38 protein-coding genes are annotated in these 26,128 nt (G+C 48.3%); 26 read left to right on the top strand and 12 right to left on the bottom strand.

The window, feature by feature from the left end; translation table 11 throughout:
• Positions 1-12: 12 nt before the first annotated feature.
• From ACJJI7_RS20120 to ACJJI7_RS20080, 9 genes are all read right to left on the bottom strand, one after another.
• Complete coding sequence (locus tag ACJJI7_RS20120; RefSeq protein WP_444901379.1) at positions 13-1,047, bottom strand: tyrosine-type recombinase/integrase; 1,035 nt, start codon at positions 1,045-1,047, stop codon at positions 13-15.
• Positions 1,047-1,286, bottom strand: coding sequence for a hypothetical protein (locus ACJJI7_RS20115; RefSeq protein ID WP_444901380.1), 240 nt, complete (start codon positions 1,284-1,286; stop codon positions 1,047-1,049). The genes ACJJI7_RS20120 and ACJJI7_RS20115 overlap by 1 nt, the downstream gene beginning before the upstream one ends.
• 78 nt (positions 1,287-1,364) lie before the next feature.
• Positions 1,365-1,589, bottom strand: coding sequence for a hypothetical protein (locus ACJJI7_RS20110; protein ID WP_444901317.1), 225 nt, complete (start codon positions 1,587-1,589; stop codon positions 1,365-1,367).
• 88 nt (positions 1,590-1,677) lie between these two features.
• Positions 1,678-1,965: a phage antirepressor KilAC domain-containing protein gene (locus ACJJI7_RS20105; protein ID WP_444901381.1), complete on the bottom strand. Its 288-nt coding sequence runs from the start codon at positions 1,963-1,965 to the stop codon at positions 1,678-1,680.
• The gene (locus ACJJI7_RS20100) at positions 1,962-2,126 is read right to left on the bottom strand and encodes a hypothetical protein (protein WP_444901382.1); all 165 of its coding nucleotides are present in this window, start codon (positions 2,124-2,126) and stop codon (positions 1,962-1,964) included. The genes ACJJI7_RS20105 and ACJJI7_RS20100 overlap by 4 nt, the downstream gene beginning before the upstream one ends.
• A gap of 303 nt (positions 2,127-2,429) precedes the next feature.
• A complete protein-coding gene (locus ACJJI7_RS20095; protein WP_444901383.1) occupies positions 2,430-2,594 on the bottom strand; it encodes a DUF7673 family protein in 165 nt (54 codons plus the stop codon).
• Entirely contained in the window at positions 2,591-2,782 is a 192-nt protein-coding gene (locus ACJJI7_RS20090; RefSeq protein WP_444901384.1) for a hypothetical protein, read from the bottom strand. Before ACJJI7_RS20090 ends, ACJJI7_RS20095 begins: the two co-directional genes overlap by 4 nt.
• Positions 2,779-3,120: a response regulator transcription factor gene (locus ACJJI7_RS20085; protein ID WP_444901385.1), complete on the bottom strand. Its 342-nt coding sequence runs from the start codon at positions 3,118-3,120 to the stop codon at positions 2,779-2,781. The genes ACJJI7_RS20090 and ACJJI7_RS20085 overlap by 4 nt, the downstream gene beginning before the upstream one ends.
• A 204-nt stretch (positions 3,121-3,324) precedes the next feature.
• Positions 3,325-4,068: a S24 family peptidase gene (locus ACJJI7_RS20080; protein ID WP_444901386.1), complete on the bottom strand. Its 744-nt coding sequence runs from the start codon at positions 4,066-4,068 to the stop codon at positions 3,325-3,327.
• Between the two features lie 406 nt (positions 4,069-4,474).
• On the opposite strand from ACJJI7_RS20080, the gene ACJJI7_RS20075 reads away from it, so the two are divergent.
• Positions 4,475-4,741, top strand: a complete 267-nt coding sequence (locus tag ACJJI7_RS20075; RefSeq protein WP_444901387.1) for a helix-turn-helix domain-containing protein — start codon at positions 4,475-4,477, stop codon at positions 4,739-4,741.
• 5 nt (positions 4,742-4,746) lie between these two features.
• The gene (locus ACJJI7_RS20070; protein ID WP_444901388.1) at positions 4,747-5,115 is read left to right on the top strand and encodes a hypothetical protein; all 369 of its coding nucleotides are present in this window, start codon (positions 4,747-4,749) and stop codon (positions 5,113-5,115) included.
• A 113-nt stretch (positions 5,116-5,228) separates the two neighbouring features.
• On the opposite strand, the gene ACJJI7_RS20065 is transcribed toward ACJJI7_RS20070, so the two are convergent.
• Complete coding sequence (locus tag ACJJI7_RS20065) at positions 5,229-5,357, bottom strand: hypothetical protein (RefSeq protein WP_444901389.1); 129 nt, start codon at positions 5,355-5,357, stop codon at positions 5,229-5,231.
• A 103-nt stretch (positions 5,358-5,460) separates the two neighbouring features.
• On the opposite strand from ACJJI7_RS20065, the gene ACJJI7_RS20060 reads away from it, so the two are divergent.
• Entirely contained in the window at positions 5,461-5,850 is a 390-nt protein-coding gene (locus tag ACJJI7_RS20060) for a hypothetical protein (RefSeq protein WP_444901390.1), read from the top strand.
• A 45-nt stretch (positions 5,851-5,895) separates the two neighbouring features.
• On the opposite strand, the gene ACJJI7_RS20055 is transcribed toward ACJJI7_RS20060, so the two are convergent.
• Positions 5,896-6,435, bottom strand: a complete 540-nt coding sequence (locus tag ACJJI7_RS20055; protein WP_444901391.1) for a hypothetical protein — start codon at positions 6,433-6,435, stop codon at positions 5,896-5,898.
• Between the two features lie 334 nt (positions 6,436-6,769).
• Between ACJJI7_RS20055 and ACJJI7_RS20050 the strand changes: the two genes are divergently transcribed.
• From ACJJI7_RS20050 to ACJJI7_RS19975, 16 genes are all read left to right on the top strand, one after another.
• Positions 6,770-7,147, top strand: coding sequence for a D-Ala-D-Ala carboxypeptidase family metallohydrolase (locus ACJJI7_RS20050; protein ID WP_444901392.1), 378 nt, complete (start codon positions 6,770-6,772; stop codon positions 7,145-7,147).
• Positions 7,147-7,515, top strand: a complete 369-nt coding sequence (locus ACJJI7_RS20045; RefSeq protein WP_444901393.1) for a 3TM-type holin — start codon at positions 7,147-7,149, stop codon at positions 7,513-7,515. The genes ACJJI7_RS20050 and ACJJI7_RS20045 overlap by 1 nt, the downstream gene beginning before the upstream one ends.
• Positions 7,500-7,715, top strand: a complete 216-nt coding sequence (locus ACJJI7_RS20040; RefSeq protein WP_282953198.1) for a holin — start codon at positions 7,500-7,502, stop codon at positions 7,713-7,715. The genes ACJJI7_RS20045 and ACJJI7_RS20040 overlap by 16 nt, the downstream gene beginning before the upstream one ends.
• Before the next feature lie 253 nt (positions 7,716-7,968).
• Positions 7,969-8,814: a hypothetical protein gene (locus ACJJI7_RS20035; protein ID WP_444901394.1), complete on the top strand. Its 846-nt coding sequence runs from the start codon at positions 7,969-7,971 to the stop codon at positions 8,812-8,814.
• Between the two features lie 152 nt (positions 8,815-8,966).
• Positions 8,967-9,668 (top strand): hypothetical protein, encoded by a 702-nt coding sequence (locus ACJJI7_RS20030; protein WP_444901395.1) that lies wholly within the window; start codon positions 8,967-8,969, stop codon positions 9,666-9,668.
• An 86-nt stretch (positions 9,669-9,754) separates the two neighbouring features.
• Positions 9,755-10,276 (top strand): hypothetical protein, encoded by a 522-nt coding sequence (locus ACJJI7_RS20025; protein WP_444901396.1) that lies wholly within the window; start codon positions 9,755-9,757, stop codon positions 10,274-10,276.
• Positions 10,239-12,242: a terminase gpA endonuclease subunit gene (locus ACJJI7_RS20020; RefSeq protein ID WP_444901331.1), complete on the top strand. Its 2,004-nt coding sequence runs from the start codon at positions 10,239-10,241 to the stop codon at positions 12,240-12,242. Before ACJJI7_RS20025 ends, ACJJI7_RS20020 begins: the two co-directional genes overlap by 38 nt.
• Positions 12,243-12,458: a DUF6148 family protein gene (locus ACJJI7_RS20015; protein ID WP_444901332.1), complete on the top strand. Its 216-nt coding sequence runs from the start codon at positions 12,243-12,245 to the stop codon at positions 12,456-12,458.
• A complete protein-coding gene (locus tag ACJJI7_RS20010; protein ID WP_444901397.1) occupies positions 12,458-13,939 on the top strand; it encodes a phage portal protein in 1,482 nt (493 codons plus the stop codon). Before ACJJI7_RS20015 ends, ACJJI7_RS20010 begins: the two co-directional genes overlap by 1 nt.
• A gap of 9 nt (positions 13,940-13,948) precedes the next feature.
• Positions 13,949-16,003, top strand: coding sequence for a ClpP-like prohead protease/major capsid protein fusion protein (locus ACJJI7_RS20005; RefSeq protein ID WP_444901398.1), 2,055 nt, complete (start codon positions 13,949-13,951; stop codon positions 16,001-16,003).
• 89 nt (positions 16,004-16,092) lie between these two features.
• Complete coding sequence (locus ACJJI7_RS20000) at positions 16,093-16,464, top strand: capsid cement protein (RefSeq protein WP_444901399.1); 372 nt, start codon at positions 16,093-16,095, stop codon at positions 16,462-16,464.
• A gap of 7 nt (positions 16,465-16,471) precedes the next feature.
• On the top strand, positions 16,472-16,768 hold the full coding sequence (locus tag ACJJI7_RS19995) for a head-tail joining protein (RefSeq protein ID WP_444901400.1): 297 nt from the start codon (positions 16,472-16,474) through the stop codon (positions 16,766-16,768).
• Between the two features lie 527 nt (positions 16,769-17,295).
• A complete protein-coding gene (locus ACJJI7_RS19990; RefSeq protein WP_444901401.1) occupies positions 17,296-18,066 on the top strand; it encodes an alpha/beta fold hydrolase in 771 nt (256 codons plus the stop codon).
• 355 nt (positions 18,067-18,421) lie between these two features.
• Positions 18,422-18,787, top strand: coding sequence for a hypothetical protein (locus ACJJI7_RS19985; RefSeq protein WP_444901402.1), 366 nt, complete (start codon positions 18,422-18,424; stop codon positions 18,785-18,787).
• Between the two features lie 225 nt (positions 18,788-19,012).
• Positions 19,013-19,351 carry a hypothetical protein gene (locus ACJJI7_RS19980; RefSeq protein ID WP_444901403.1) on the top strand — a complete coding sequence of 113 codons (339 nt, stop codon included), beginning with the start codon at positions 19,013-19,015 and terminating at the stop codon, positions 19,349-19,351.
• Positions 19,352-19,504: 153 nt separating this feature from the next.
• The gene (locus ACJJI7_RS19975; protein WP_282953211.1) at positions 19,505-20,002 is read left to right on the top strand and encodes a hypothetical protein; all 498 of its coding nucleotides are present in this window, start codon (positions 19,505-19,507) and stop codon (positions 20,000-20,002) included.
• 410 nt (positions 20,003-20,412) lie between these two features.
• Here the strand turns inward: ACJJI7_RS19975 and ACJJI7_RS19970 are convergent, their stop codons facing one another.
• Positions 20,413-20,595, bottom strand: coding sequence for a hypothetical protein (locus tag ACJJI7_RS19970; protein ID WP_282953212.1), 183 nt, complete (start codon positions 20,593-20,595; stop codon positions 20,413-20,415).
• A gap of 372 nt (positions 20,596-20,967) precedes the next feature.
• Here ACJJI7_RS19970 and gpU point away from each other — a divergent pair, with 372 nt between their 5' ends.
• The 7 genes from gpU to ACJJI7_RS19935 all read left to right on the top strand — a co-directional run bounded on the left by gpU (position 20,968) and on the right by ACJJI7_RS19935 (position 25,843).
• Positions 20,968-21,375 carry a phage tail terminator protein gene (gpU, locus tag ACJJI7_RS19965; protein WP_444901404.1) on the top strand — a complete coding sequence of 136 codons (408 nt, stop codon included), beginning with the start codon at positions 20,968-20,970 and terminating at the stop codon, positions 21,373-21,375.
• Positions 21,376-21,401: 26 nt separating this feature from the next.
• Positions 21,402-21,815, top strand: a complete 414-nt coding sequence (locus ACJJI7_RS19960; protein WP_282953214.1) for a phage tail tube protein — start codon at positions 21,402-21,404, stop codon at positions 21,813-21,815.
• Positions 21,816-21,817: 2 nt separating this feature from the next.
• Complete coding sequence (locus tag ACJJI7_RS19955) at positions 21,818-22,243, top strand: phage minor tail protein domain-containing protein (protein ID WP_444901405.1); 426 nt, start codon at positions 21,818-21,820, stop codon at positions 22,241-22,243.
• Positions 22,243-22,509 carry a hypothetical protein gene (locus ACJJI7_RS19950; RefSeq protein WP_444901406.1) on the top strand — a complete coding sequence of 89 codons (267 nt, stop codon included), beginning with the start codon at positions 22,243-22,245 and terminating at the stop codon, positions 22,507-22,509. Before ACJJI7_RS19955 ends, ACJJI7_RS19950 begins: the two co-directional genes overlap by 1 nt.
• Positions 22,510-22,512: 3 nt before the next feature.
• On the top strand, positions 22,513-24,732 hold the full coding sequence (locus tag ACJJI7_RS19945) for a hypothetical protein (RefSeq protein WP_444901407.1): 2,220 nt from the start codon (positions 22,513-22,515) through the stop codon (positions 24,730-24,732).
• Between the two features lie 4 nt (positions 24,733-24,736).
• On the top strand, positions 24,737-25,132 hold the full coding sequence (locus tag ACJJI7_RS19940) for a hypothetical protein (RefSeq protein ID WP_444901408.1): 396 nt from the start codon (positions 24,737-24,739) through the stop codon (positions 25,130-25,132).
• Between the two features lie 387 nt (positions 25,133-25,519).
• Complete coding sequence (locus ACJJI7_RS19935; RefSeq protein WP_444901409.1) at positions 25,520-25,843, top strand: hypothetical protein; 324 nt, start codon at positions 25,520-25,522, stop codon at positions 25,841-25,843.
• Positions 25,844-26,128 lie beyond the last annotated feature (285 nt).

The following is a 26,128-nucleotide window of genomic DNA, read 5'->3' as shown; positions in this document are numbered from 1 at the left end:
CTTCGTAACCAATTACTTGCCTTTCTTTTGGCGCTTCCGGTCTAGGCTGGCAACTTTATCTGCTGTTCGATTGTATCGCTCTGCCATCGAGCGGGTTTTATGTCCGGTAAATTTCTGCACATCACCGTAAAAATCACTGGCGGCTTTAATTTTCAAATCGTGAAACCGAAACCGCTCCTTAATAACTCCCGCTTCAAGCGCAGCTCGCTGCTCTCTTAGCCAGGTGGCATTAAAGCCCATGCGGGTGAAGGGTCGCCCGATGCGGCTGCGAATAATATGAGCTGTTTGAATTTGTGCATCAACATTGCTTGCGAGTGCGCGATCCACAGCTTCCCTTAGTGCTGGGCTCCAGAGTTTTATCTGTGCTTTTCCGGTCTTGCTTTGAATAATAAATAGAACATCTTCTTTCATGTCTGCTCTCGTAAGGGCCAATACATCCTGCTGTCGGGCTGCACACAGATATCTGATCTCCATGGCGCACTGGTGCATGATGTGGCCGCGTTCACCAAGCCATTGCCAAAAGGCTTCATACTCCCAGTCTTCCAAATAGCGACCGCCAGCTTTTTCCTTGAGTGCTTTAACTACCACTGTAGGGTCTTCGATTTTTACAAACCCTCTGGCCTTACCCCACTTCATCACAATTCCTAGAAAGGTTTTTTCTCGGTTTGATGCGGTAGGGTGTTCTGCCCCGCGGGCATCCAAAAACATCTGTACCAGTGGTGAAGTGATTGAATCAGGTGTCATCTCTCCAAACACTGTCAATATACGTTGGCTGTAGCGGTAGTAGTCTTTTTGAGTTTGTGGCTTGATGTGCTTAGTGTACTGAGGTGATGCAAAGTACAGCTCAACAAGGTCTTTAAGAGTGAATTCTTTCTCGACTAGGCCCGCAAGGTAGCGTTCATATGCCGTCCAAACTTCTGCTTTGCTGGCATCCTGTTTAGCTAAATGCTTGGTTGGATAGCCCCTTCGGTTTACTCGAAAGCCATTCTTGTACCGCTCAACATGTGGTGGCATCCATGCATTTTCGGGGTTGCGCCTCCTGCCCATCAGCTTGCTGCTCCAAGATTAAAGCCTGGGGGTAGGTTAACACCTGGCGAGTTTGATTTTGCGGCCCCTCGGGTCAGAATGGCTTGGTTGACCATTTCCCAGGTTAGCGCGGAGGATCTGTCTTTTTTCAGCACGTAGGGAATCCGGTTGGCATCAAGAATGCGTTTTTGCTCTTCGGTATTTTCGGCGGCAGCACCGGTAAGGCGGGCTATTTCATGCTTGGTCAGCAAGTTACCCATCGCACATCCCTCGCGTTGTTGTCTTCTACCTAAAAAGCCCGCACTAGGCGGGCTATGAAGTAGGTTAGGGGAGGTTGACTACTCGTCATCTCTTTCCTTTAGTTGGCCGTCGATAATGCTGTAAGTGGTGAATTGGTCGGTTTCCTTGTCGAAGATTTGAACCCAATATTTAAAGAGTTCCTCTTTGGCTATTTGGGCGGCCTTTTCCTTTGCTTCTTCAAGGGTTTCGGCGGACTCCTGAAAATCTTTTACTCCACCCATCATCAGGTTGTAGGTGCCGCAAAATAGTGCGTATCTATTCATTGGATTCTCCTTAACTTTAAAAATGGGCTCCTTACAGGCAGCCCCAGAGAGGTACTACTGACTGATTGCGCCGGGGCGCGTAAAACTACTAGCTGGCCTTGGATGCGCCTTTGTCTTTAATAAGATCACGAATCCAGACCATGCCTCTCGATGTAACCTTGGTGATGATGTACGGCACCTTAACCGGACCACGCTCAAACTCTGCATTTTCCGCTACTAGTAGGCCCTGTGTCGCAGCGAACTTTGTCGGCGAATTGCGCATGGGTTCTCGGCTATGTAACAGGCCATTGTTGCGTAGCAATTTGAGTAGGCTATTCCTGCCCATTTCTAGCGTGCGGGCGGCCTGGGTAATGGTGAAGAGTTTTTCCTTTTTCACGCTGCCTCCTGGTCCTTCAATTTTTGTTCTGATGGCAGGCCTTGGATGGCTTCGGAGAGTGCCGCGATTTGTTCGCGCATGCTGTTTATTTGTAACTGCTGGGCTTCTATCGTGGCCATTAGGTCTTGAGTGATGTGCAGCAGCTGGGAGAATTCATTCATGGTTTGTTCCTACCAGCTTCTTGAACTTTCTTTCTCTACCTATTGCCGGCTCCCAGTATTTGCATGATTGGCAGCTCCAGCCGCGCAATAACAGCTTCCCGTTAAATACTGGCTCTGCGGGTTTTCTGCAGCGCACGCAACGTACTCTTGGGAGCTGCTGAATCTGTTTCACGCTGCACCTTTCCTCTGCGTTTCAAGGTGAGACCACTCGACGCTAAGGGTGCGAAATTTTTGCTCTCCATGAGCAATGATGCTGTGGGGTTCTTTGCCCTGGTAGCGAAGCGTGATTACGTTAAGTGCGTGCTAGTTGTCACCATCGAGTAACGCGAGTTCGGCGATAGGGACCGCGAAATCATTGCTATTCCAGGCGGAAAGCAATACCTGAGCGGCAATTGCACTAGCGTCGGAGTAGCCGTTGGCCACGGTGAGTAGGGTTTCCACGCTCTGTTTTGGGCTGAAATTACTCATGCTGCATCACCTCCAAACGGAGGCCAGTCATCGCCCTGCGCAGGTCGAACCAAAGCAGGTTTTGGTTGCGCGGATATCGCGTTGCTGCCTTTATGATTTGCAGCAACGATTGGCCCGCTATAACCACTGGGGTGTTTGATACCGCGTTGAGTTTGAGCTGTTGGGAGTACATAGACTTTGGCGGTCATACGATGCCCTCGCGATTATTGCGAATGCGGAGTGTTCGAATAGTGGGGCGGCGTTGGATGCGGGTGCGTAATTGCTCCTGTGCATCCGTACCAATACCGCTGAGAACTGAAGCGATCAGGGCGAAATGAATTAATCCGTGCTTTACTGCCTTGGCCACCGCTTCAGTACTGTTGCGGGCATGCAGCTTGTAAAAGCATTCCGCCAGCAAGTTGGTGACATTGGCTACAGAGCACTGCATTGCTTCTGCCGTCTCCTTATTGGAAAGGCCACGTGCGCGATGTGTAAGCGCTTCGGCTTGGCGTGGAGCCAGTGTTCTCAAGTGGTTGCCTGTTTCCATTTGGGCGCCCTGTCCTAGCGATTTCCCTTGGTTATCGATCTGAATAGTATCAGGGGTATTTTACATGTAAATACCTAAGGTATTTTTTTTAATATTCAGGTATTAAAGCGCGCCAGGGATTTACCTTGGGGTAAGGTGCGTGAGGTAGGCGGAAACTTGAGGTTGGTGGGTGGCAAAGGTGGCCTAAGGACCACCTTTTATGTTTTACAGGTCGATTTCAACCTTTTTTGCTACACCTACAATCCGGCAGTTCCCATTAATCGGGATGGGTGCATAGTTTGGATTAAGTGGTTTTAGGTATCTGTTGGGGCCATCAATTACGAGTTTTTTGATAGTTGCTTCTTGTACATCGATCAGTTTGGCAACAACGATAGAACCATTAGTGTATTCCACGTCAGGATCAACAATCACGATCGACCCATGGGGAATGCTGACGCCTGTCGGCGAGGTCATTGAGTCACCCTCAATACGCAGAGCAAATGCATTTGGGCCGACCTTTGCCGTAGTTTCCCGCCATTCTTCTGCGTCACCAGGCTGAAAATTGTCTACAACTTCTGCCCACCCTCCGGCTTGCACAGATGAAATTAATGGCAAGGTGCTACGGTGTGGCGGGATGGAAAAATGGCTTCTAGATGCATTGCTAACTCCCTGCATTGCGTTCTCAGTTAGTGCGCTTGGATTTGAGCGCCTTCCCAATTTAACAACCTGATTGGGGTCAATGTCACTAGGTTCGACATGAAGTAGACGGGCAAACTTAATGATTGTTTCAGTGTTAAGAGCAATACGCCCGTTCAAATAGTGCCCTACAGCCCCTTGAGTCATTCCCATGGCGGCACCGGCTTTCTCTTGGTTAAGTCCTAGCTCTCCTTTTTTTGCAAGCCAAATACGCCGGAGACCTTCCGACAGCTTCATTTCGCTGTCTGTGAGTTTGCGTTTAGATTTGTTCATCGGCTGAGGTTAATAGCGCCAGTATTGAAAAACAAATACCTGGGGTATTGTCAGTTATTAATATCTGGGGTATTAATATGGCTGAATTCAACTGAAAATATGGTGAAAGCAGGTGCTTCTAAAGGACGCTTAGTGGAACTTTTAGGGTGTTCTCTGTGCGGTTAACCGACTGAAAGAAGGTTGGCCAGAACGGTGTTCACGATATGGCACTACCTAAATATTTTTGAGCCTCAGGGCGTGAATAGCAGATCTGGTGTGCCTGCAGGTATCCAGTATGCGAGCTGGTCGACGACAACAAAACATTGATCATTTTCAAATTCCTCTGCTGTGACTTGGTAATTCTGCTGCTTGTTGAGTAGGGCGGTAATCCGGTGCGCCATATGGAAATTTATACAGGAGGTGGGTGGTGAGCTTTGAAGCTGCGGCATGGGCCATTAAACGAAGGACCAGAACACCAACAGCAAAGCTGGTTTTAATCGCGTTGGCTGATTGCCATAACAGTGATACCGGGCAGTGTGATCCGGGCAATGCCTACCTGGCCGACGTTGCGCAATGCACCAAGTGTTCGGTGATTAATGCCATCGAAGAGCTGGAAGAACTGGGCTACCTGAGCGCCGAAAAATCCAACGGGCGCAGGACCAATTATGACCTCTTTTTACACGTAAACCGGTGAAATCTGTGCACCCAACCGGTGAAAATGACAACACGCCCTTCTCTATAGAACCAGTAAGAACCAATAAGAAACCAGTAGAGAGAGGCACAGTTCCAAAACGCGCCAACCCTAAACGCGGCACACGCTTGCCTGGAAACTGGGTTCTCGCGGACAAATTCCGCACCGAAGCCCAACGCCTCCGCCCAGACCTGATCCCCCGAATCCACGACATTGCCGAAAGCTTCCGCGATTACTGGATATCCCAACCCGGTCAGCGCGGCGTAAAACTCGATTGGCTCGCCACTTGGCGCAATTGGCTAAAACGCGAGAAGTACTTCGCACCGCAACCCCGGGCGTCAGGGCAGCGGCTAACACGAAACCTCAACGCAGTCTAAATCGCAACGGATACCAACTGGTAAAACCCAATCACCAAGGAGCGCTCACCATGTGCACAGTCACCATCCCAGAAGCCATCGAAAGGATTTCCACAACCAACCCCAGCAGCCCCCTAGCCGTATTCAGCACCAAGTCCGCTCACCTCGTGGAGGTTGTGTTTGCGAATACGGTGGTTACCCAATTCTGGATAAACCAGGGCCACATAAATTACCTGGGCACGTATCACCGAGACAATTTGCATGCAGCCGAAAGGCGGCTTCAGGATTATTTCGAGAGTATGCCGCAGGCTGCTTGATGGAGTGCTTAGCTGGTTTTGGCTTTAGAGATTTGAAGGGGGAGGGACGATGTCTGAATTAAGTATACGTGAACTGTTGTGGGAGTGGTCCCGAGCCTACCCGGAGAGAGCAGGGGATTCCATATCCTGGCCGCGTAAGTCCGCTTTTGCGAGGGAGATGGTATCGGGTCATAGGGAGAGCCTTATACCGGTGAATGAGGCACGAGCAGAAGAAACTGATCAGGTTGTAGGTATGTATCTTCGGGCAGTCAAGGGGCGGAAGAGCCAGAGTAAGGTAGAGGCTGAGTTAGAGGTATTTTGGCTTCGTTATTTTCGTAGATGGGAGCTGCGGGATGTTTCTAGAGTGGTTAAGAAGTCGGTGGCCAGTATTAAAACTCTTTGTCAGATTATTGAGTCGAGTATTGAGATAGCATTCAGTATGTGGGAGAGGGCGAAATAGAAATTGAATTCTGCCTCCTCTACTAAAAGGAGGCAGATAGGTCACCTACTTAATCGCTCGAAAATCTTCATCAACATAAAAATTTTCTGAAAACTGCGTGGTTTTAGTGCAGCCTGGAACCTTTGAGGTTGCAGTAATAGTAATAGTGAACCAGCCCAAGGAGTGCGATTTTATAACTGCAGATCCGCTAGTACTACCACTCAAAATTTCGCCATAATTGACTGACCAAGCATAACTATAATCATCTACTGAATTTCCACTTAAATAGTATCGACCATAAGGATGCATAGGTGGGTAATAAGTTGGAATACTTTCTACAATATCCATGACAGGAGGGGCAACACAGGGTTCCGGATCAACAATAATAACTGGGCATTCATGGCGTTGGCCATTACAGCTTACATAGTCGGAACCTACATGGCATGAGGAAGTTTCTCCTGAACAGCTGACAATCGTAGAGTCATTTGGACATTGTAATTGAATATAGCAATCGCCAGGACCTTGAGGTATTGCGTGGCTGAATTGAGCAAAACCTAAAATAAGGGTTAAGACTGCCAAGCATTGGAAATACTTATTAATTCTCATGATTTTATGCCTATTAATTATTGTTTGTATAAATAGGAAGTTCAATTTGGCACCAAGCTAAAACGGCACCAATCGGCATATTATAGAACGCTACCCTTATGCTCAATTGGCTCTCAGTACAAACTATTACAGATGTGGCACGTAAGTTTTAGTAAAAAATATTTGTGGATATTTGGAAGTGGGGTTTTTATCAGAAATTGCATGTGTTGACAGCTAGCCATGAAATAAGTAATCTCTGGCAAGCTGTCAAGTTCTCATGCAGCGAATAAGGAATTCCCCTAAAACCGGCCTCTGAGCCGGTTTTTTTGTGCCTGAATAAACTGAGTGAGGCCTCATGTTTAAAAATGACTATTTCACAGAGTCGGAATTGGCCTGCCGATGTTGTGGCAAAAATCATTTTAAAGATGAAACGCTTAGACGGTTAATTCGGGTTAGGGGGCGATATGGCAGACCGATGATTATTAATTCCGGCTACCGTTGCCCAACTCATAACGCCAGATTAAATGCGACCATAACCCATACCACTGGGCAGGCTGTTGATGTTTCTGTGGCTGTAGACAGAGCACATGAGCTTATGAAAGTTGCCTTAGAAGAGGGTTTCAGCGGTATAGGGGTGAAGCAGAAGGGGCCGATCAAAAAGCGGTTTATCCATTTGGATGACCTTGATTCAATTCCTGGCGAGCGTGTGCGCCCTACGGTATGGAGCTACTAATGATTTCAGCTATATCCAGCTTACTCGGCAGGGTCATAGGCAAGGCATTCCCGGATAAGACAGAAGCCAATCGCCTAAAGGCACAGGTGGATTCAAAGTTAATCTCAATGGACCTGGAGGAGCTGAGAGCGGCTACCCAGGTAATCACTGCAGAAGCTGGGGGAGAGTCATGGCTACAAAGAAACTGGCGGCCAGTAACAATGCTCACGTTCGTGGGGCTGATCGTGGCTCAATGGCTGGGGTGGACAGCTCCAAATCTAAGCGAGGAGCAGACTCTAGCCCTGCTGGAAATCGTAAAAATCGGCCTCGGTGGTTATGTCGTGGGGCGCAGCGCTGAAAAAGCGGTGAGGGCTTGGAAGCAGTCATGACACTTCAGGATGCTTTGAGAGAAATAGCGGATAAGGCTGGCTATATGACTGCTATTGGTGCGGGAACTTTTGCGGGTTGGCTTGCTAACAACTGGCTTGGCTTTGTTGGTGTGCTGATAGCTGCAGCAGGTTTAATGGTTAATTGGTATTACAACCACAAGCGTTTAAAGCTGCAGGAAAGAGAGTGTGGAGAATCATGATGTTATCTGAGGTTTTGTGTTTTTCTTCTGAGGTGCAGTATTCCTATTTCTCGAATACGTATTTTTCGTTAAAGATTTCCCGTATTTTGGGTTTCTGTACCAAGTAATCCCCCCCCCCAAAAAACAATGTGTACTTAATTCATGATCTAATGTAAGATTTTTTGCGCTATTTTGGTTCAAATCAAATAAAGCTACTCTTTTGTGGTTTTATTTTTTTTGTGTATGTTTTTATTTCTGATATTAAACTTATTTTATGATTTTTAAAAAAGCCATGAAGGTTGCGGTAATTTTTGCAACCCTATTAGTTGTAAATGTGCAAGCAAAAACATTTAAGTATGAGGTGCAGGATGCGCGTGTATCCCAAGGTCATTTATATTATCTACCATTTAACCTTGATAATATTAACTCTTTAGTTTTGACGGTAAATATTGCGCATCCAGAGGCTGATTCTGGGTCTGTTTCTCTCGAGGTTGACTTTGCGAATGCACCCAAATTGGTAATAAAAAACTTCAAGCTGCATGATCCTCATTGGGGGGGAGTTGCTGGGAACTTTCGAGGGTCTGTAAATAATGCTTGGATGTATCGACAGCTTAATTTTGATATACCTAATATAGATGCTTTATATCCGCATTTTGATGATATTGAAATTAGAGCTTTTGTATCAGAAAGTGATAGCTTCCTAGGTGCGGGTAGATCAAATGAATTAGGTGGAGAGCTATTTGAGATTTCGGGGCGCCTCGTTGATGTGACACCAAGTAAGATTGTTGATGTAGAAAAACTAAAAGTTAATGATAGTACACTAAAGCTATCCCTAAGGGATCATATTTCTGGTATACCTACCGAACGGCACACCGGAATTATTATTGATTCATTGTGGTTTGGAAAGGGAGAGGCACAGTTGGTTATCCCTTCAAATTGGCTTCATGATAGTTTTATGAAGCCTGTTGATCTTATGATATCAAAAGATGCTGGTTCTGGGATTGATGAATACTTTGTTAGTGTTCGGGCAGTAAACCTGGATGGTGAGGAATTTATATCAGATACTTTACCTTTACAGCAGCTGTTGGATGGCGCTTATGGGGATGTGTCCGCTCTGTAAATAGATGTTAAACCATGAGGTTTAATTAAGTTAGTATTAATTTGGCCCGCCTAGTGCGGGTTTTTTTATTTTGGGTAATGCGATCTCTATGTGGTTTGCTAGTTTTTGAAATATTAATTTTGAGAATTAAATAACGTAGGAATACTTTTCAGATGGACGTTAGTGTAAAGCTGGATACTTCAAAGTTTGAGCGTGCAGCTGCTGAACTGAAAAAGCAACTACCTTATGCCAGCTCGGTTGCCCTAAATAACGTGGCCTTTCGTATACGTGGAGAAGAGCGCTCAGCGATGGGGCGTGTATTTAAAAATCCGGCAAAGTTAACGCTGAACTCTGTACTGGTGAAGAAAGCCACTAAGTGCTCAGGTATCGCGAAGATCTTTATCCGTGATCAAGCAACCAACGGTACGGCACCGAGTAAGTACTTGGCACCGTCGGTTATCGATGTGAAGCGCAACGATAAGAGATTTGAGCGTGCCCTTCAGCACATGGGTGTCCTACCTTCTGGCATGTACGTGGTGCATGGTAAAGCAGCGAGATTAAACAAGCACGGGAATATCTCAGCAGCAACCTATAAAAAAATTCTGGCTGAGCTTCGGGCAGGATCTGGTAGTGGGCAGGATAAGAAGGGTAAGTATTTCGTTGGCAAAGTTAATGGTGTCTTAGGCGTTTGGAATAGGGCAGGGGGTAAGCGCCGGCCAACGGTTAAGCCCATTCTGATATTCCTCAAGGGGAAGCCAGACTATAAAAAGCGCTTTCCCTTTCTCCGTATTGCCGAGGGCATAGCGCGGCGCCACCTGCCGATTGAACTTAATAAGGCCATGGATCATGCGATTGCGACTGCAAAAAGACCTTGAACGGGTCCTCCTGACGGGGCCAGCACACGGGTAATTCGAACCGTGTTTTTTTAACAGCTATCTGAAATTTCCTAGGGGGTTATACCTTGGCTGACAACCTATCACTTGATGATCAGGCCACTCAGTCTGGTTTTGCTCGCCTGGTTGGTGCTACTCAACCTGCTATTGCCAAACACTACAAGGCAGAGGTTTTTACCGTAGGTGCCAGTTACAAGGTTTGGCTTCATGAATACTGCGAGCGACTGCGAACCGAGGCCGCAGGCCGCCAGGCGAATGAGGCCCGAAACCGTCGCGATATGGCGCAGGCGGTTGAATCTGAGGCGAATGCCCAATTAAAAATGCGCGAGCTGTACAAGCAGGATCAATTAATTCTGGATATTGAGTCTGTACGCAAGGCGATGGTGGAGTGGTCCACCGTTGGAAAGAATGAATTTATAGGAGCGGTAGAGAGCATCATTATTGCTATCGAAAGTCAGTATGCCATTACCGTCAACAGAGAACCCCTACAGCCAAACATTGACGCTGCCCTCAGAACTATTGGCGGTTACGAGATTGAATTTACAGAGGCTGGTGAAGGAGGTACGCCAGACCTGGATACCGCAGCCTAAGATTCCTCTGATTGAGTGGCTGCCAGAAAATATCAAGTTGCCATCCGAAGATAGCGATAATGCGGGGTACTACCGGGTAGATTTTGTGCCCTATTTCTGGGGTGTAATGCACGCGCTTGATAGCCAGGCTTCTTGGATGGTCGTAATGCAAAAAGCGGCACAGATTGGCTGGACGGTATTGCTAGCGGCAGATATCTGTAAGGTGGCGGTGACCGATCCCGCGCGGGTATTGATGCTCTTTCCAAAGGATTCAAAAGGCCAGAACTTCATGGACGAAAAGTTCGTGAAGATTGTTGAGGGCTCGCCAAATGTAGCGCGTGTGATTGATGTCTCCACCAGTCGCAAGCTGGGCAACAGATCTACCAGAAAAGTATTCCCTGGCGGGGAAGTGCGGACTGTCGGTTCTAATTCCGTCTCTAATGTTAAATCCACCACTGCCAAGCGTGGCTATGTGGAGGAGCCGGACGATACCAACAAAGACGTGGGTGATCAGGGCGACTCCATTCGCCATCTGCGTGAACGTCTAAAACGGATGCGCAATAAGAAATTGATTATTGGCGGCACGCCGGCGGTTGCTGATCTTTCCCAAGTGGAGCACTACACCAAGCTCGGCACCATGCGAGTGCTACCGGTTACCTGTCACGACTGCGGTGAGTCCCATGTGCTGGACTGGGAAAACGTTAGTTGGTTGGAGAATGAGGGCGGCACACCGCACCCGGTATTCGACCTGAATCAGCCAGAAACCGCCGTTTATACCTGTCCTAAATGTGGTAGTGCCTGGGATGACTACCGCCGCCAGGCCAATATTCTGCAGACCTGTAAAACCGCGCGGGAAAACGGCGATGACTTTGCCGGCTGGGTCAAAACCCAATGCGGCGAGGACTTTGCAGAAGATGAAATCGAACCGATAGAAACCTTTATGGAGCTATCAGAGCTTTATGTGTGTATCCCTGGTACTGGCTTGGCGGAGGTCGTCAGGGATTTCTTGGAAGCCGAACACGAAGCCAAAAGCGGCGATGAATCTGCGCGCATCGTATTCCAAAACAACAAGTTAGGCAGGCCCTATAAATATGCGGCCAACCGGTTGCTGGATCATGAAAAACTACATGAAACTGCGGAAGACTATCCAGAGCTATTTTGTCCGGCTGGTGGGTTGCTGGTTACTGTCGGTATTGATGTTCAGCATGACCGGCTTGCCATCACCATCCGCGCATTTGGTCGCAATGAAGAAAGCTGGCAAATGTACTGGGGCGAAATCGATGGCGACACGGTAGATAAGCGCGATAGCTGCTGGGATGCCTTGGACAAGTTAGTTTTCCAGGGCTTCAAGCATGAGCGCTTTGGTGAGATTTACGCATCTGCAGTCAGTATCGATTCCTCTGATGGTACTACCAGCGGCGCGGTGTATGAATGGGTAAGAACTAGAGAAAAAAAATATCGCCGCGTCCTAGTGATGGCAATTAAGGGCGATAGTAGAGACTTTGGCAGCAAAGAAATATTTTCACATCCAAGGAAAGCAGAGGTTAGTAACCCAACGCGCACTACTAAAGCAGATCGCCATCAAGTGAAGTTGTACATGGTGGGCACCCACAAGGCCAAGGATCTTATTGCCAGGCGATTGTTAGGCACCAGCGCCTATATGCATAGCTGCAAGCATGTGCGTCAGGATTACTGGGAGCAGGTCACCGCTGAAGTAAAAGCCCCAAGCAAAAAATATTCAGGAAGGGAAGTTTGGCAGAAAAGACCAGGAAAGAGTAATGAAGGGCTAGATACCGAGGTCTATGCCCTACACGCGGCCTATGCCATGGAAGTGCAAAAAAAGACTGAGAAAAAATGGTCAATTCTTGAGGCACGTCTAGGCCAGCGCACCTTGTTTAGCGAACCTGACCAACCCCCAGCATCCAAGCAATCTGCTAGAAAACCACCCCGGCCAGCGCAGCCCGTTGGCTCTTTACTGGATAGTTAAATGTCTAAAACCCCGCAAGAGATGATCGACCTCTATATTGAGGCCGAGATAGACGTGCTCGCCGGTAAAACCACGGTGATCAATGGTCGGCAATTTACTGCAGAGAACCTGCAGGAAATCCGCGCAGGCCGTCAGGAGTGGGAGCGCCGCGCATATCAAGAAAAACTCAAGGCTGCAGGTAAACGCTGCGGGCCTGCCTACGCGAATTTCTACTAATGAACAAACTGGATTCTGTTATCGGGTTTTTTGCGCCCGAGGCTGCCTTGCGTCGTGTGCAAGCTCGCCGGGCTTTAGAAGTCGTTGCTGCCTACGAGGCCACACGCCCCAGCCGCACAAGAAAAAACCCTGGTGATAACCGCAGCGGGGATCTGGTGGTTGAGGGGGATCTGGAAGCCCTAAGAGGTCAAGCCAGGCACCTTGAACAAAACCATGATTTTGCCTGTGGCATTCTCACCACCCTGGTAAACAACATCGTCGGCCCACGCGGTATCGATGTGGAATTCCAGCCCAAAACCTGGGATGGCGATATCCATGACGGTCTAGCCAGCCAAATGAATGATGCCCATAAAGAATGGGCGCGGCGCCCGGAATGTACCCGTCAGTTCAGCTGGGGCAAATCTCAACGGCTTTTATGTAATACCTGGCTGAGGGACGGGGAAACCCTACTTAGGCATCTGCAGGGCATAGTACCTGGCTTAAAGCACCGCACCAATGTGCCTTACACCATCGAGTGCCTGGAGCCGGATTTCTTACCGGTCGGTCACAGCGACCCCAGTAAGCGTATTGTTCAGGGCATACAAAAGTCTGCCTGGGGCGAGCCCGCGGGCTTTTGGTTGTACGACGAGCACCCCGGTGCCGCATTGAACTGGCGTATGAAGCGCAGGTTCCATAGTGCCGAAAATATCGAACACCTGAAATTTGTGCGCAGGCTGCATCAAACCCGTGGGGTTTCCATTTTTGCCGCGGTCATGAATCGCCTCAACGATATTAAAGACTATGAAGAAAACGAGCGCGTTGCCGCAAAGATTGCCTCGGCCATGGTTGGGTTCATTCAAAAAGGTGGTCCTGAAGATTACAAACCCGAGGACAGTGATGATGAAGGCAATCGCACCTTGGCTATTCGCGCTGGTGCTATCTATGACGATCTGCGGCCTGGGGAATCTGTCGGCACCATTCAAAGTAATCGCCCCAGCTGTCTACTAACGCCATTTTTAGAAACCATGCACCGCATGGCTGCTGCCGGCACCATGGCCAGTTTTAGCAGCATTAGCAAAAACTACAACGGTACTTATAGTTCGCAGCGTCAGGAACTGGTAGAGCAGTGGGCAAACTACGAAACCCTCAGCCTGGAATTCTGTGAAGAGATTGTAGAACCGGTTACCCGGCGCTGGGTGCAAATGGCTTTACTGGCAGACGTTTTTCAAGTGCCCGCTGATGTGGATCCGGCAACCCTGATGCATGTCGATTTTATTACCCCGGTGATGCCCTGGATTAATCCAGCCCATGAAGCCAGCGCCGATGAAACCCTACTGGAAAATGTTCTGGCCAGCCCACAGCAGACCATTCGTCGGCGCGGCAAGAAGCCTGACGATGTGATTAAGCAGACCGCTGCCTGGCAAAGAAAGCTGCGAGAAAACAAGATCACCACCCCAACCAAACGTACTGCGGTCCCCGCAGAAAATACTGAATCCGAGTAGGAAACTGCTATGCCCAAAAAATCTTGGTACAGCATTACCGCTGCCGCAAATAACACTGAAGCCGATATCTATCTGTACGATTACATCGGTTATTGGAGTGTAACTGCAAAAGACTTTGCCCGCGATCTTAAAGCGCTAGGCGATGTCAGCAAGATCAATCTGCATATTAACTGCCCCGGTGGTGATGTGTTCGACGGTACCGCTATTTACAACCTGCTCAAAGACCACAAAGCCGAAGTGGAAACCTGGATTGAAGGTGTCGCCTTGAGTATGGGCAGTGTGATCGCTCTTGCCGGGGATACGGTCCATATCGCCGAGAACGCCTATTACATGGTGCATAACCCCAGTGCCGGTGTTCGCGGGGACGAGCGTGCCCTGGAAAAAACCAAGAGCCTGTTGGCCAAAGTCAAAACTACCATGAAAAGTCTGTACTCCTCGCGCACCGGAATGTCGGATGAGGAAATCAGCCAAGTGATGGATGACGAGACTTGGTATACCGGCGCTGAAGCAGTAGAGGCAGGCTTCGCCACCGATACCACCGCCGAGATCGAGATGGCTGCCAGCTTTAACGGCGACCACTTACACCAATTCAAAAATACCCCTCAAGCCATTAGTACATTGGTTATGCAGGGGTCCACTGAATTTAGATTCCCGTCTGCGGTTGCAGGCACTCAAACCCAAACTCAAATCCAAACCCAGGAAGAGCAAGCCATGACCATATCCACCTCTACAAAGCCAGCTGCAACCGCTGCGACCGAGGTCACCCCGGAAATGAAAGCCCAGATTGCCGCCGATGCCAGAGCGCAATTTGCAGCTGATGAAAAGCAACGCAAAGACGATATCAAAGCCGTATTCAAAGGCTTCGACGCTCACAGCACAGTGATGCAAACCTGTCTGGATGATATGGACTGCAACGCTGAGAAAGCCAAAGACCAGCTGCTCACCGCGCTCGGCAGTCAAACCCCAACCCCCGTGCAAAGCTACAGCCTGGTGGTGCAGGAAGGCGAAGGCATCAAGCGCATGAAGGCTGATGCCGAGAATGCCATTGCCATGCGCGCCCTCGGTGAAAAGCGCACCGAAGGCAACGAGCTTACCGGCTACACCATGATGGAGATTGCCCGCATTCTGATGCAGGCCCACGGCCAGAATTTGGCGGGCTTGGATAAGATGGGTATCGTCGCCGCCGCCTTTACCCACAGCTCCGGGGACTTCGCCACGGTCCTCGGCAATATTGCGAATAAATCCATGCTGAAAGGTTATTCGGAAGCAGCAGAAGTATTTCCGCAGTTTACCGCCACCGGCAACCTTAGTGACTTCAAGATCGCTACCCGCACCGACCTCGGCACCTTCCCCTCACTGCGCCAAGTGGCACCGGGTGCTGAATTTAAATACGTGAGTCTTGGGGAACGCGCCGAAACCGCCGCACTGGCTACTTACGGCGAAATGTTCTCGATTACCCGCCAGGCGATTATTAATGACGACCTGGGAGCCTTCACCCGTATACCACAAAAGATGGGTCTCGCCGCCGTGCGCACTGTCGGAGACTTGGTGTTTAGCATCCTGCTCAACAACCCACAAATGGCTGATGGGAAAGCCCTGTTCCACGCCGACCACGGCAACCTCGCCACTAAGTCAAGTATCAACACCGCCAGCATCGACGCCGCACGAGTATTGATGGGCAAGCAAAAGGATGGCACCGCCTTCCTGAATATCCGCCCTAAATTCCTACTGTGTGATATTGCCGACGAGGGTGCCGCAAAGGTAGCGCTGGAATCGGAATTTGAAGTGGGTGCATCCGAGAAATCCAACACTGTACCCAACAGCGTGCGCAATATTGCTAGCGTCCTCTCTGATGGTCGCCTTAGCGGTCATAACGGTTGGTACCTCAATGCCGACCCGGTAGCGCACGACACTATCGAAGTGCTTTACCTGGATGGCCAGCAAGCCCCAGTGCTGGAACAGCAAAACAGCTGGAATATCGACGGGGTGGAATTCAAAGTGCGCCTCGATGCCGCCGCCAAAGCCTGGGACGCTAAAGGCATGGTGAAAACCCCCAAAACCTGATCCTCAGCTCAATCTTAAAAAATCCGAAAAGGGCCGCATAGCGCGGCCTTTTTTATTGCAACAGTTCTAACCCAATCGAGAGAAAGAGAATGGCTACTAATTTTGTACAAGACGGGCGCATGCTGGATTACACCAACAACACCAGCGCCGCTATTACCTCTGGCCAGGTGCTAGCAGTAGGCGCAGTACTGGGTGTGGCGATGGATGATATCGCCGTGGGCGCATCTGGTGTGATCGCTATTGAAGGCGTATTCACCGTGCCCAAGGTATCCGCCGCAGAGATCAGTCAGGGGGAAACCCTCACCTGGGATGTATCCGTAGCAGCCTTTAATAACAGCGCCGCAACAGCCGCAACCGGCGATATCACTGGCCCCACCGCTTTTGCCGCAGAGGCAGCCGGTAATAGCATTACTAGCTTAGCGGTCAAGTTTACCGGTGTTCCGGGCACTGTGAAGGCCTAGGTGATCCATGGATCTGGACCAAAGAGCCGCGGAGCGCGCGTTTCGTAAATGGGGAAAAGCCGCTACCTTTGATGATGGTAGCGGCGTAGAGCCTATTGATTGCCGTGTGATAAAAGATCAGGAGATCGACGAGTTCGAAGATGAGGATCGCGTGCGGGTGCCACGTATCGAGTTGAGTCTGCTGGTGAGTGAGGTAGGGGCTTACAACTCAGAGGCGGTGATAACGCTTAATGGCGTGGCCTATACGGTGCGCAAGCGGTTGTCGGATGATGGAGTTATATGCCGGGTACAGGTGGATAGTTGAAACCCATGGATCTTTGGTTTTGGGGATATTAAGGGAGACTGGCGTCGAGTAAAAAATATACAGTCGTGCTTTTAATAACAAAGATCAAAAGGCGCTTCTTCTTATCGGTGAAAATCAGTGATCTATTGATATTTATAGGGGCCCTAAAGTGATATAAAACAGGGTGATATAAAGGAGTTTCTCTTGAACTCACTGTTAAGTCACAGGAGAGAAAGTGAAAGAACAAGAATGGGCCAAAACGGTAGCAGTAGAAATTTATAGGCACCTTAAAGGAATTCCTCCAAGATTGCTTAGGCACGGTGACAGATTTGATTTTATGTTCGCGTGGGAATGTTATAAACCCAAGAATGAAGAGTGGAGTGTATTGGTGGAATAATTGAAAGGGAAATTGAAGCCTCTCAGATTATTGAGAAATTTTTATTTAATAATCGGTCGAGAGGCAGGCAAAAGTATTTTGCAGTTCATAGGCCATCAGTTGCTAAGAAGGCTTAGTAAGTCAAAGATAGATATTTAGTTGGAAAGTTTTGATGATTGATAAAAGTGGTTACATAGAAACCTGTGGCTCACCAATTTTTTACGAACTATCTGGTAATCCAAATGGTGAGCCGCTACTAATGCTGCATGGAGGTTTAGGTTCGGGGAAAGACCTAGCTCCTTTGCATGAATATATTGCTCCAGACTTCCATTTGATTAGTATCGATCTTCGTGGTCATGGAAGGTCACCATTAGCAGGGCCCTCGTTGAGTTATGCTCAATATGAAAGAGACATCCAAGAAGTGCTTTCTCATTTAGGTGTTAAACGGTATTCAATATTTGGTTTTAGTGATGGCGGAATTGTGGGCTACCGGTTGGCGGCGCAACAATCAGAAAATGTTGTTTGCTTAGTCACACTTGGTTCGCAATGGCGATTGGAGGCTAATGACCCATCTATCGAGGCCCTGGGTGGCCTGACTGCTGAGTTTTGGAGTGAAAGCTTTCCTGTAGATGTGGAGTCCTATAATGCTTCCAATCCCAACCCGGATTTCAAGAGTCTTGTAGAATCAGTAAAAAAAGTGTGGCTTGATACTACAGAGGCCGGTTATCCATGGGGCCTGGTCGAAAGAATAAAGTGTCCGACCTTAATTATTCGAGGTGACAATGATTTCCTTTTCTCATTAGATGAGGCTGTGGCGCTGAAGGCAAAAATACCTGATGCTAGTTTTGCCAATATTCCATTTACGGAGCACGCTTCTCATCAGGAGTCACCAGAATTGGTAGGTATGATTCTGAAACAATTTTTGTCTCTGCACAAAAATTAACAAGTTGATGATGCTCGTTCCATCTCTACAGCGCGCTACCGGACGGCGCATGCCACGCTTAGACCGCCGCATTTCACGGTGTTAGGCATCAAGGATATTTAAAGTGCGGGTACTCTTCATATTCTTTCTCATTTCTATATCAGCTTACATAAATACTAGTGCTTTTGCCTATGAGCTTACGATAAAGCAGGAACGTATTCTTAATCTCGAGGGGGAGCTTGATAAGTGCGACAAATTCTATTTACGGTGAACTCTACTCGATTACCCGCTGTCGCAGAGCCAGCCGGAAATGGCACTACTAGCCTAGCGGTGAAGTTCACCGGAGCACCTGGCACAGTGAAGTCATAGGTGATTTATGGATCTGGAGCAGAGAGCCGCAGAGCGTGCGTTTCGTAAATGGGGTAAGCCAGCTATCTATAACGATGGTGGCGGAGGTAAGCCTATAGAGTGCCGCGTGATACCCGATAAGAGTATTGATGACTTTGCTGATGACCGGGTGCGAACGCCACGTGATGAGTTCAGCCTGTTGATTAGTGAGGTTGGGCCTCACAGCTCGGATGCCTTAATCAGCTTTAACAGTGTGGAACACAAGGTGCGTAAGCTTCTGGAAGATGATGGCATCGTGCGAAGGGTGCAGGTGGACGGTTTAAAAATGCACACTTGTGCATTTGGTGACAAAGATCAGCAGCAGCTTCTTCTATTTCTGAGTGAAAATGAGTAACTCATTGATATTTAGGGTTCCCAAAGTGATATAAAGCAGCGAAAATACAGAGATATAAAGACGCTGCTTTATATCTATTTTTGTAAACTTGTGCCAATTTAAGCTAACCTATTGATTTAATAGGCTTTATTTCGTTTTTCAAAAAGGTGGGGCCAAGAATTATATAGCAGGGTGGTATAAAGAAGCTTCTTTTGAATTAATTGTTATGAATAAAATAGGAATCTTATGAAATATCCAGTAGTTTTGTTTTTTATTTTTTTTTCAATTAATGCTGTTTCTGAAGTTGCTACCTGTGTAGGGGCTGTGGAGCGTATTGCATATCATGAACCGGATGCGCTTTATCTTAAAATTGGAGATACTGGAATGATGAAAGTGTGCGATCCGGTAGCACAATACTACCGAACTGGTGCTGAAAGCTGTAAATTAATTGCCACTTTAGCAACTACTGCTCGTGCAACGGGGAAGAATCTAAAAATCACTCTAGACAATGCTCCATCATCCAGTTGCTCCAGCATTAGTGAGTGGTTCGGTGCCGATGTTCGATTTGTAGAACTGATGCCCTAAACTCATAACCAAGCGCTGCACCGGACGGCCAACGCTATGCACCTTTACTTTGGTTGCTATGCGTCCAAAGTGCATAGTATTGTCCGCCAGTGAGCGCGGCGTTAAGCCATAGTAGAAATGAGATACGTGGAATCAAATTATTGGAGATTAACGGTGCTAGTACTGTCGGTTACGGCAGTTCTGATTTTTTTCCGATTTCATATTTTTATCACGGTAACTCCATTCGAATGCTGGAGTTTTGAGGAGGTATGGGATTACCGCCCGGATCCATTGAATCCTTTTTGGATGTATACGGTAGTTTTCCTGTTGCTTGCAATCTGGTCACTTTTGGAGTTGGTACTTGGTATAGTTGCAAAAGCCCAGCGATTTGTTCCTTTTTTCTCGCTCGTTTTAATGATATCTGTCCTCTTTGGGCATATGCATTTTTGGCAATCATTCCAAGTTATGCGTGGAGAACAAGAGTTTAGTTACTTTACTCTCAAGCTGGTTCACTTTAAGCAAATTGGGCCAGAGGTTAGGCTTTCAGGTTTCCCTCCAAGCTGGCAGGAGTATGTGATCGAAAATAGGTGCGCTAAAGGTTTGACAATTTCAAACATGTCAGATCAAGAGCGGAAAGAGCTTCATAGCAAGTACTTGGAACTCTGGGAGTAGGGGCTTAACAAGTTGCTGAAGTACACGGTCGCAAAGAGCGCGGCCTCCGTGGGGCAATCTACACTGCGTTTCGGTTGCCCCTTAGCAAGGCGTTAAGTATCATGAGGGTTAATACTTGAATTCTAGAGTTCTCTTTGCTTGGGTTTGTAGCCTATCTGCTGTGATTGTTCTTGGGTTTGCTCCAAGTTATTTTATGGTTTACGAGACGTTATCGTCTTTGCACCATATTCATGGGTTGGTTGCATTTCTTTGGGTTTTGCTGCTCTGTACTCAGTCATATTTGATAAATAGAGGAAGTTTCCTGATTCACAAGTATTTGGGATGGTCCTCCCTTGGTGTAGCAGTCATTTTTATTGTCACTTCGTCAAGGCTATATTTAGGTACTATAGAATTAGCTGTTCAGAAAGGGATTATTTTTCAATATGTGTATTGGGTTGATCTATTCCTAATACCCCTATTCGTATTTTTCTTGGTTTCCGGCTTTGTGTATCGAAAATCCCCAAAAAAGCACATGCTTTGTATGCTGCTAAGTTTGGTGGCAATATTTCCGCCAGGCCTGGGTCGGTTAATCTATGGGTTATTTCTTTATCCATTCAACGCTCCGATTAGGTATTTCTACGAGCCAATGATGCTTGTTACCTTAGGTATATTAATCTTCTTCGGCGTCCGAGAGCACTGGAAATATAGCCAAATTAAGGTGGCATTGGCGGTAGTAATGGTCTCGTTTATATCTTCATATTGGATAGTAGCTTTCGGGGCTTTTGAGGTCGGGGCACGGTGGCTCGTCGGCATTTAATAAGTGACTATGAATAAAACTGCTTCCTTTTTTTTGATTTGCATGGCTCATCGAGATTTAGGTAATCACCCAAGAAATGATGATTAGTTCGGTAAGCATTGCTGCACTGTAAACACCCTAACCCGCAATCGCGGGTTTTTTTATGCCCATAATTTATCAGGATTAGACTATGACTCGACGCATAGCCATACGCGATGCAGTACAGAAAGAAATAGAGAACATAAGCGGCTATTCATTCCCACCCCCTGGCACCACAGAAGAAATCGATTCCAAAAAACTGCCAGCGATTGTGGTGGGTTTTGCAACCGAAAATACTGACCCCGAAATGCATGGCGGTACCAGTCGGCAGCTGGATCTGACTATTGCTGCGGTAGTAAAGAGCGATGGCGATATATATGCCGCACTGGATCAAGCGGCTGCAGATATTGAGAGTGCCCTGCAGGATGCCTCTCTGGGTGGCAGCTGTGACTTATTCCTACTCAGCCAAACCCAGTTTGCGCTGGATCAGGATCACCCACTGGGCGAGGTTCGATTGACCTATACGGCCCAGTATTCCACTGAATCCATAGACCTTTAATTGAGCAACCCACAGAGGGCACAACGATGGCACAAGGTTATAAAACAAAATTTTCCCGCAGCGATGATGGCAGCTCTTATACGCCAGTAGCGGGTATGTTAGATATCGACCCGGGCGAGGAGTCGCGCGGTTCTGTTGAGATGACGCCGATTGATGGTACCAGCGGCTATATGGATTACGATCCGTCAGGCTTACGTGATGCCGGTGAGGTTTCCATTACCTTGATTTGGAATGAGAGCGACAGCGGCCAGCAGGCACTGCGGGCAGATTACGACTCCGATACTAATAAGTATTACCAGATTGAATATCCTGAAGGCACGACAGTAGAGTTTACCGGCCATATTACCGGCTGGGGTAAGGCAGTGCCTAAGGATGACAAGATCACTCGCACCGTGAAATTTAAGATTTCCGGTAAACCCACTGTAACCGCAGGCAGCTAACAATGAATTCAGTTCTCACGCCTATTTTAGAATCCGAAACCGTTGTATTTGGCCAGCAGGAAGTAGAGTTATTTGAGCTGAGCGCCTACCACCGCTGTGAATATCTGCAAAAGACCACCGAAGATATTCCGCTGCCGCAGGGTGAAGAGTTACCAGAAACTGAACTGGAAAATTTTGGCCAGCTTTGGGCTTTCCGGTTGGGGGAGGTGAGCAAGAAGTTGTTGCTGGTTGCCTATGCCATCTGGATGAAACCAGACTGTCAGGAATCACTGGAGCAGATCCATCAGGGCTTAATTCGCAGTGTAACTCCTAAGTTGATTGATGTGCTTTATGTACCTGCGGCCAAGTTATCCGGTCTCTATGTAGAAGCATCCACTGAGGGAGAGAGCGGCGAACCAGAAAGCGAGGACAACGAAAAAAAAGGCTAGTGCCGGGTTTCTATTTCGCCCGGCAGCTCGCGCGGGATTTTAATCGTCCCGACTATTTCAATATGTTGCGCTCCATGAGTTCTACCGAGTTCGACCACTGGTATGAATATCACTCTGAGCGTCCCCTAAATACCGAAGTCCAGCAGTGGCAACTCGCCCACATTGCCGCCGGCACACTGGGGGGCAAAGTCTCTAACTTCCTTCCTCTGCCGCACAAGCCAAAAACCGTGCAGCAACAAATCGCAATCTGGAACTCCATGAGCTGAGCAATGGAAAAACTAACTTCCATGGCCACCATGGTGGCGAATCTGGAGCTGCGCTCCACTCAATATAAGCGGGAGATGGCCCAAGCAACCGCACGCAATAAACAGCTCACCCGCGAAATGAAATCTACCAGTTCCGCGGGCACTATGTTTGGCCGCTCAATGCGTGGTGCTGCTCAGGGCGTCGCCGCGATTGATGGCCCTTTGGGTGGTGTATCTGGTCGAGTCGGTGCCCTGAATGGTCTGTTGACTAATGGCGCGGCTAGCTGGGCATTGTTTGGTGCAGGGGTGGCCGGTGTTACTGCGGTGTTTTATCAGAGCATTCGCGCCGGAGAGGAGATGGAGCGGCAGCAGCTCAAGATAGAAGGTCTGCTAAAAGCTACTGGCAGTGCCAGTGGTCGCACTGCACAACAGCTGGATGACCAGGTGCGCTCAGTGGCCCGCGCTACCTTGGCGAGCGTTACTGGTATCAGGGAAGCCCAAGGCGTATTGCTCACCTTTAAGGGTGTGCAAGGGCCAGTCTTTGATGATGCTATTCGACTGAGCCAGGATTTATCAGCCGTTATGGGTGGCGATGCCAAGAGTGCAGCGCTGCAGCTGGGTAAGGCATTAGAGGAGCCATCGACTGGCTTGACTGCTCTTAAGCGCGCGGGGGTGAGTTTTACCGAGCAAGAAAAGGAGCAGATTAAAACCCTGGAGCAGTCGGGCCGTGTAGCGGAAGCCCAGCGCATGATTCTGCTTAAACTGGAGCAGCAGGTGGGCGGTGCCGGTTCTGCCGAAGCGGGCGGTCTCACCGGTGCTACTGATTCCTTGGCGCAGTCCTGGCAGGAGTTTTTGGAGGGGCTCAGTAAAACCACTGGCTCAACCATTATCGCTACGGCAGGGATTCAGAAACTCACTGGGGTAGTGGATACCCTGCGCCGAGGTATCGCACCAACTGATGAAGAAAAGCAGCGTACACAATTTGCTGAGCTTCCCAGCCGGTATGTTTCGCATCAACACCTGTTGGCCAAGGCAGAAGCTGAAGGCGTCCAGGTTCAGGTTGAAATTCACCGCCACAAATCGGAGCAAATACGCAAACAGCTTGATGAGTTACAGAATGCACACATAGCCGCGCAGAAGAAGCGACAAGAGGAAGAGCGCATAGCTGAAGAAGCTGCTGCAGCGGCGAGGGAGCAATCTGAGCGCGACCGTATTGCGCAACAACGTGCCATGGCAGAGGAGGCCGGTGGAGCTCAGTTAATACAGCTGGATCAATTTCTGGCAGATCAGCAGGGAAAAATAAAACTCGATCATGAGCAGAGACTGCAGCAAATAGCCGCCCTTCAGATTGCTGAGGAGGAGCTGACAAGGCGCGGCTTCGATTCTATCGAGGCTCTGCGGGCTGAATACTCTGAGCGTGAGAAAGAGCGCTATCAAATGGCCCTGGCTGAAGAGCAGGCGCGCTCTGAGAGTGGTGAGGGCGATGGTAACCAAGCCGGCGCCGATGGTCTCACCGAAGCAGAGCGCCAGCGCTTGACCGCTCGCCTGGAGACATTGCAGCTTTCCTGGCTTACCGAGATGGAACAATTACAGGTCCAGCAAGATGAGGAAATGGCCCTGCTGGATCAGGGTTATGCCAGCAAAATATTCGCTCATGATGAATATGAACGCAGGCTAACCCTTTTAGAAAACAAACACCGAAAGCAGCGCGAAAAGCTCGAACAGGCTTCTAACAAAAGCAAGCTGAAAATGTTTACTGCCGGTGCCGGACAGATACTGTCTGCAGCCGCTGCTTACAACCAAAAAGCGGCAAAGGCAGATATGGCTGTGGCTGTTTTCTCTACTGGGGTTTCGCTGGTAAAGAATATTGCCAAGGCATCAGAGATCGGTTATCCGCAAAACATTCCAATGATCGCTGGGGCTATCACCCAAGGGGCGCAAATTGCTGGCATGTTGTCATCGCTGAAAGCACCCGGCGGAGTATCTGGTGATGCCAGCGCGCCTAGCATGAGTACCGGGGGCGCGGTAGCCACCACACCATCAGAGAGTTTTGCCAGTTCTGGTAATGATGGTTTTGTGGAAGGGGAAACTCAACAGCCGGCAAGCCAGTATATTTTTGAATTTCATGGACCTGTCGGGGAAAGCGCTGATCGATTTATAGAGGATCTTAAAACACAAATGAGTGAAGGGGATCTGGTGCTATTCGATAAGAATAGCCGTCAGGGTCAGGAACTGATGGGGTAGGGCCATGCTAATTCAATACACTCCAACACGTTCTATTGTCGGTGATGGCAGTAATTATCAGATTGAAGATAAGCTAAAACGCTACGATTGCAGTGACCGCCCCGAAGGTAAAGAGCACAAAGCGCTGAGTGGCAAAACGGAATACACGGTGTATCGCCTTGAGGAAGAATACCTTTGCCAGACGGTACCGCTAAAACTTACCTACACAGAGTTAGCCCGTTGGAGGGAGTTTAAAAGAAGCTGTGCCTTCGGTGAGTTTTTTACCTTCGATGCCTATGGCAGTGCGGCCACTGCTGATTTTCCGCAACAAGTGCAACTCAAATATAAATCCTTCAAAGAGCAGCGCCAGAAAGATGGCCGCTTTATTTTCTCTTTCACTATCGTCCAAGTCATAGCTTAATCATGCGCAATAATTCAGAAACTTTTGACCGGTACAACCGGGGGGCTCAGCGTGAGCTGTTCTAGAATGAGCCTGCATCAGGCGACCTTAGGCAAGGTAGTAGATCTCCGAACAATGTTTTTAGGGGGCTGCCTATGCAGTGTATAGGTCAGCAACAGGGTGCTGATGAAGGCATGAAATTCCTGACGATTAAAGAGATCGAGGGTGTCATCATATGGCAATTATTGGGCGAAATGTGGTTGAGTTGTTTATGACTATCAATTACATTGCCGGCATGATCAATAACTGGGAGAGTGGACTTGCGAAGTGATGCTTTTGCGGAATATTAATCTTTATGCTCCAATCTCTTTTACTATCCTAATCAATATTCCATATATGGAGAGAGTGATGAAAAAATTTTTTTCATTTTGCTTAATGTTAATTTCACTTAGTGCTCAAGCTGGTACACAAGAAGGTCAAATCACAAGTATCCTTAATAGGGCAAGTGATGGGTTGCATTATTTTAGAATGTCGGGAACTGCTGTAGATAAACCTGATTGCGCTTCAGGGAGTTATTGGATGATTAAAGATGAAAATTCTACTGCTGGAAAATCGCAATTCTCAATGGTTTTGACCGCCTATGCCTCAGGAAAAATGGTCCAAGTTATAGGATCCGGGAAATGCGACCGCTGGCATGATGGTGAAGATGTAAACTCAATTATACTGAAATAATCTAAGAATCGTTCCGGTTGGTGCGGAAGATTCTCCTCTATTAAGTAAATAATAGTAGTCTCTGTTAGATAAAAGCCTGCATTCAACTCTGAAGTGCAGGTTATATTCCGCTTATCCTCAGCGCATCTATCCTTTAGCTTTTCGGTAGCTCACCTTGTGATTTCCCCAAGGACTTCCTTTCCGCATTGGAATCCTTGTTATTATCGATATAAGCCTTTCTACCGAGTATTTAAAATTGCCCAGGTGGTATCTTCCACCTTGATTGTTGCTGTGTTCCCTGCTGTT

The sequence above is a fragment of the Microbulbifer variabilis genome, assembly GCF_056232115.1.
This window is presented reverse-complemented; position numbering and strand designations above follow the sequence as displayed.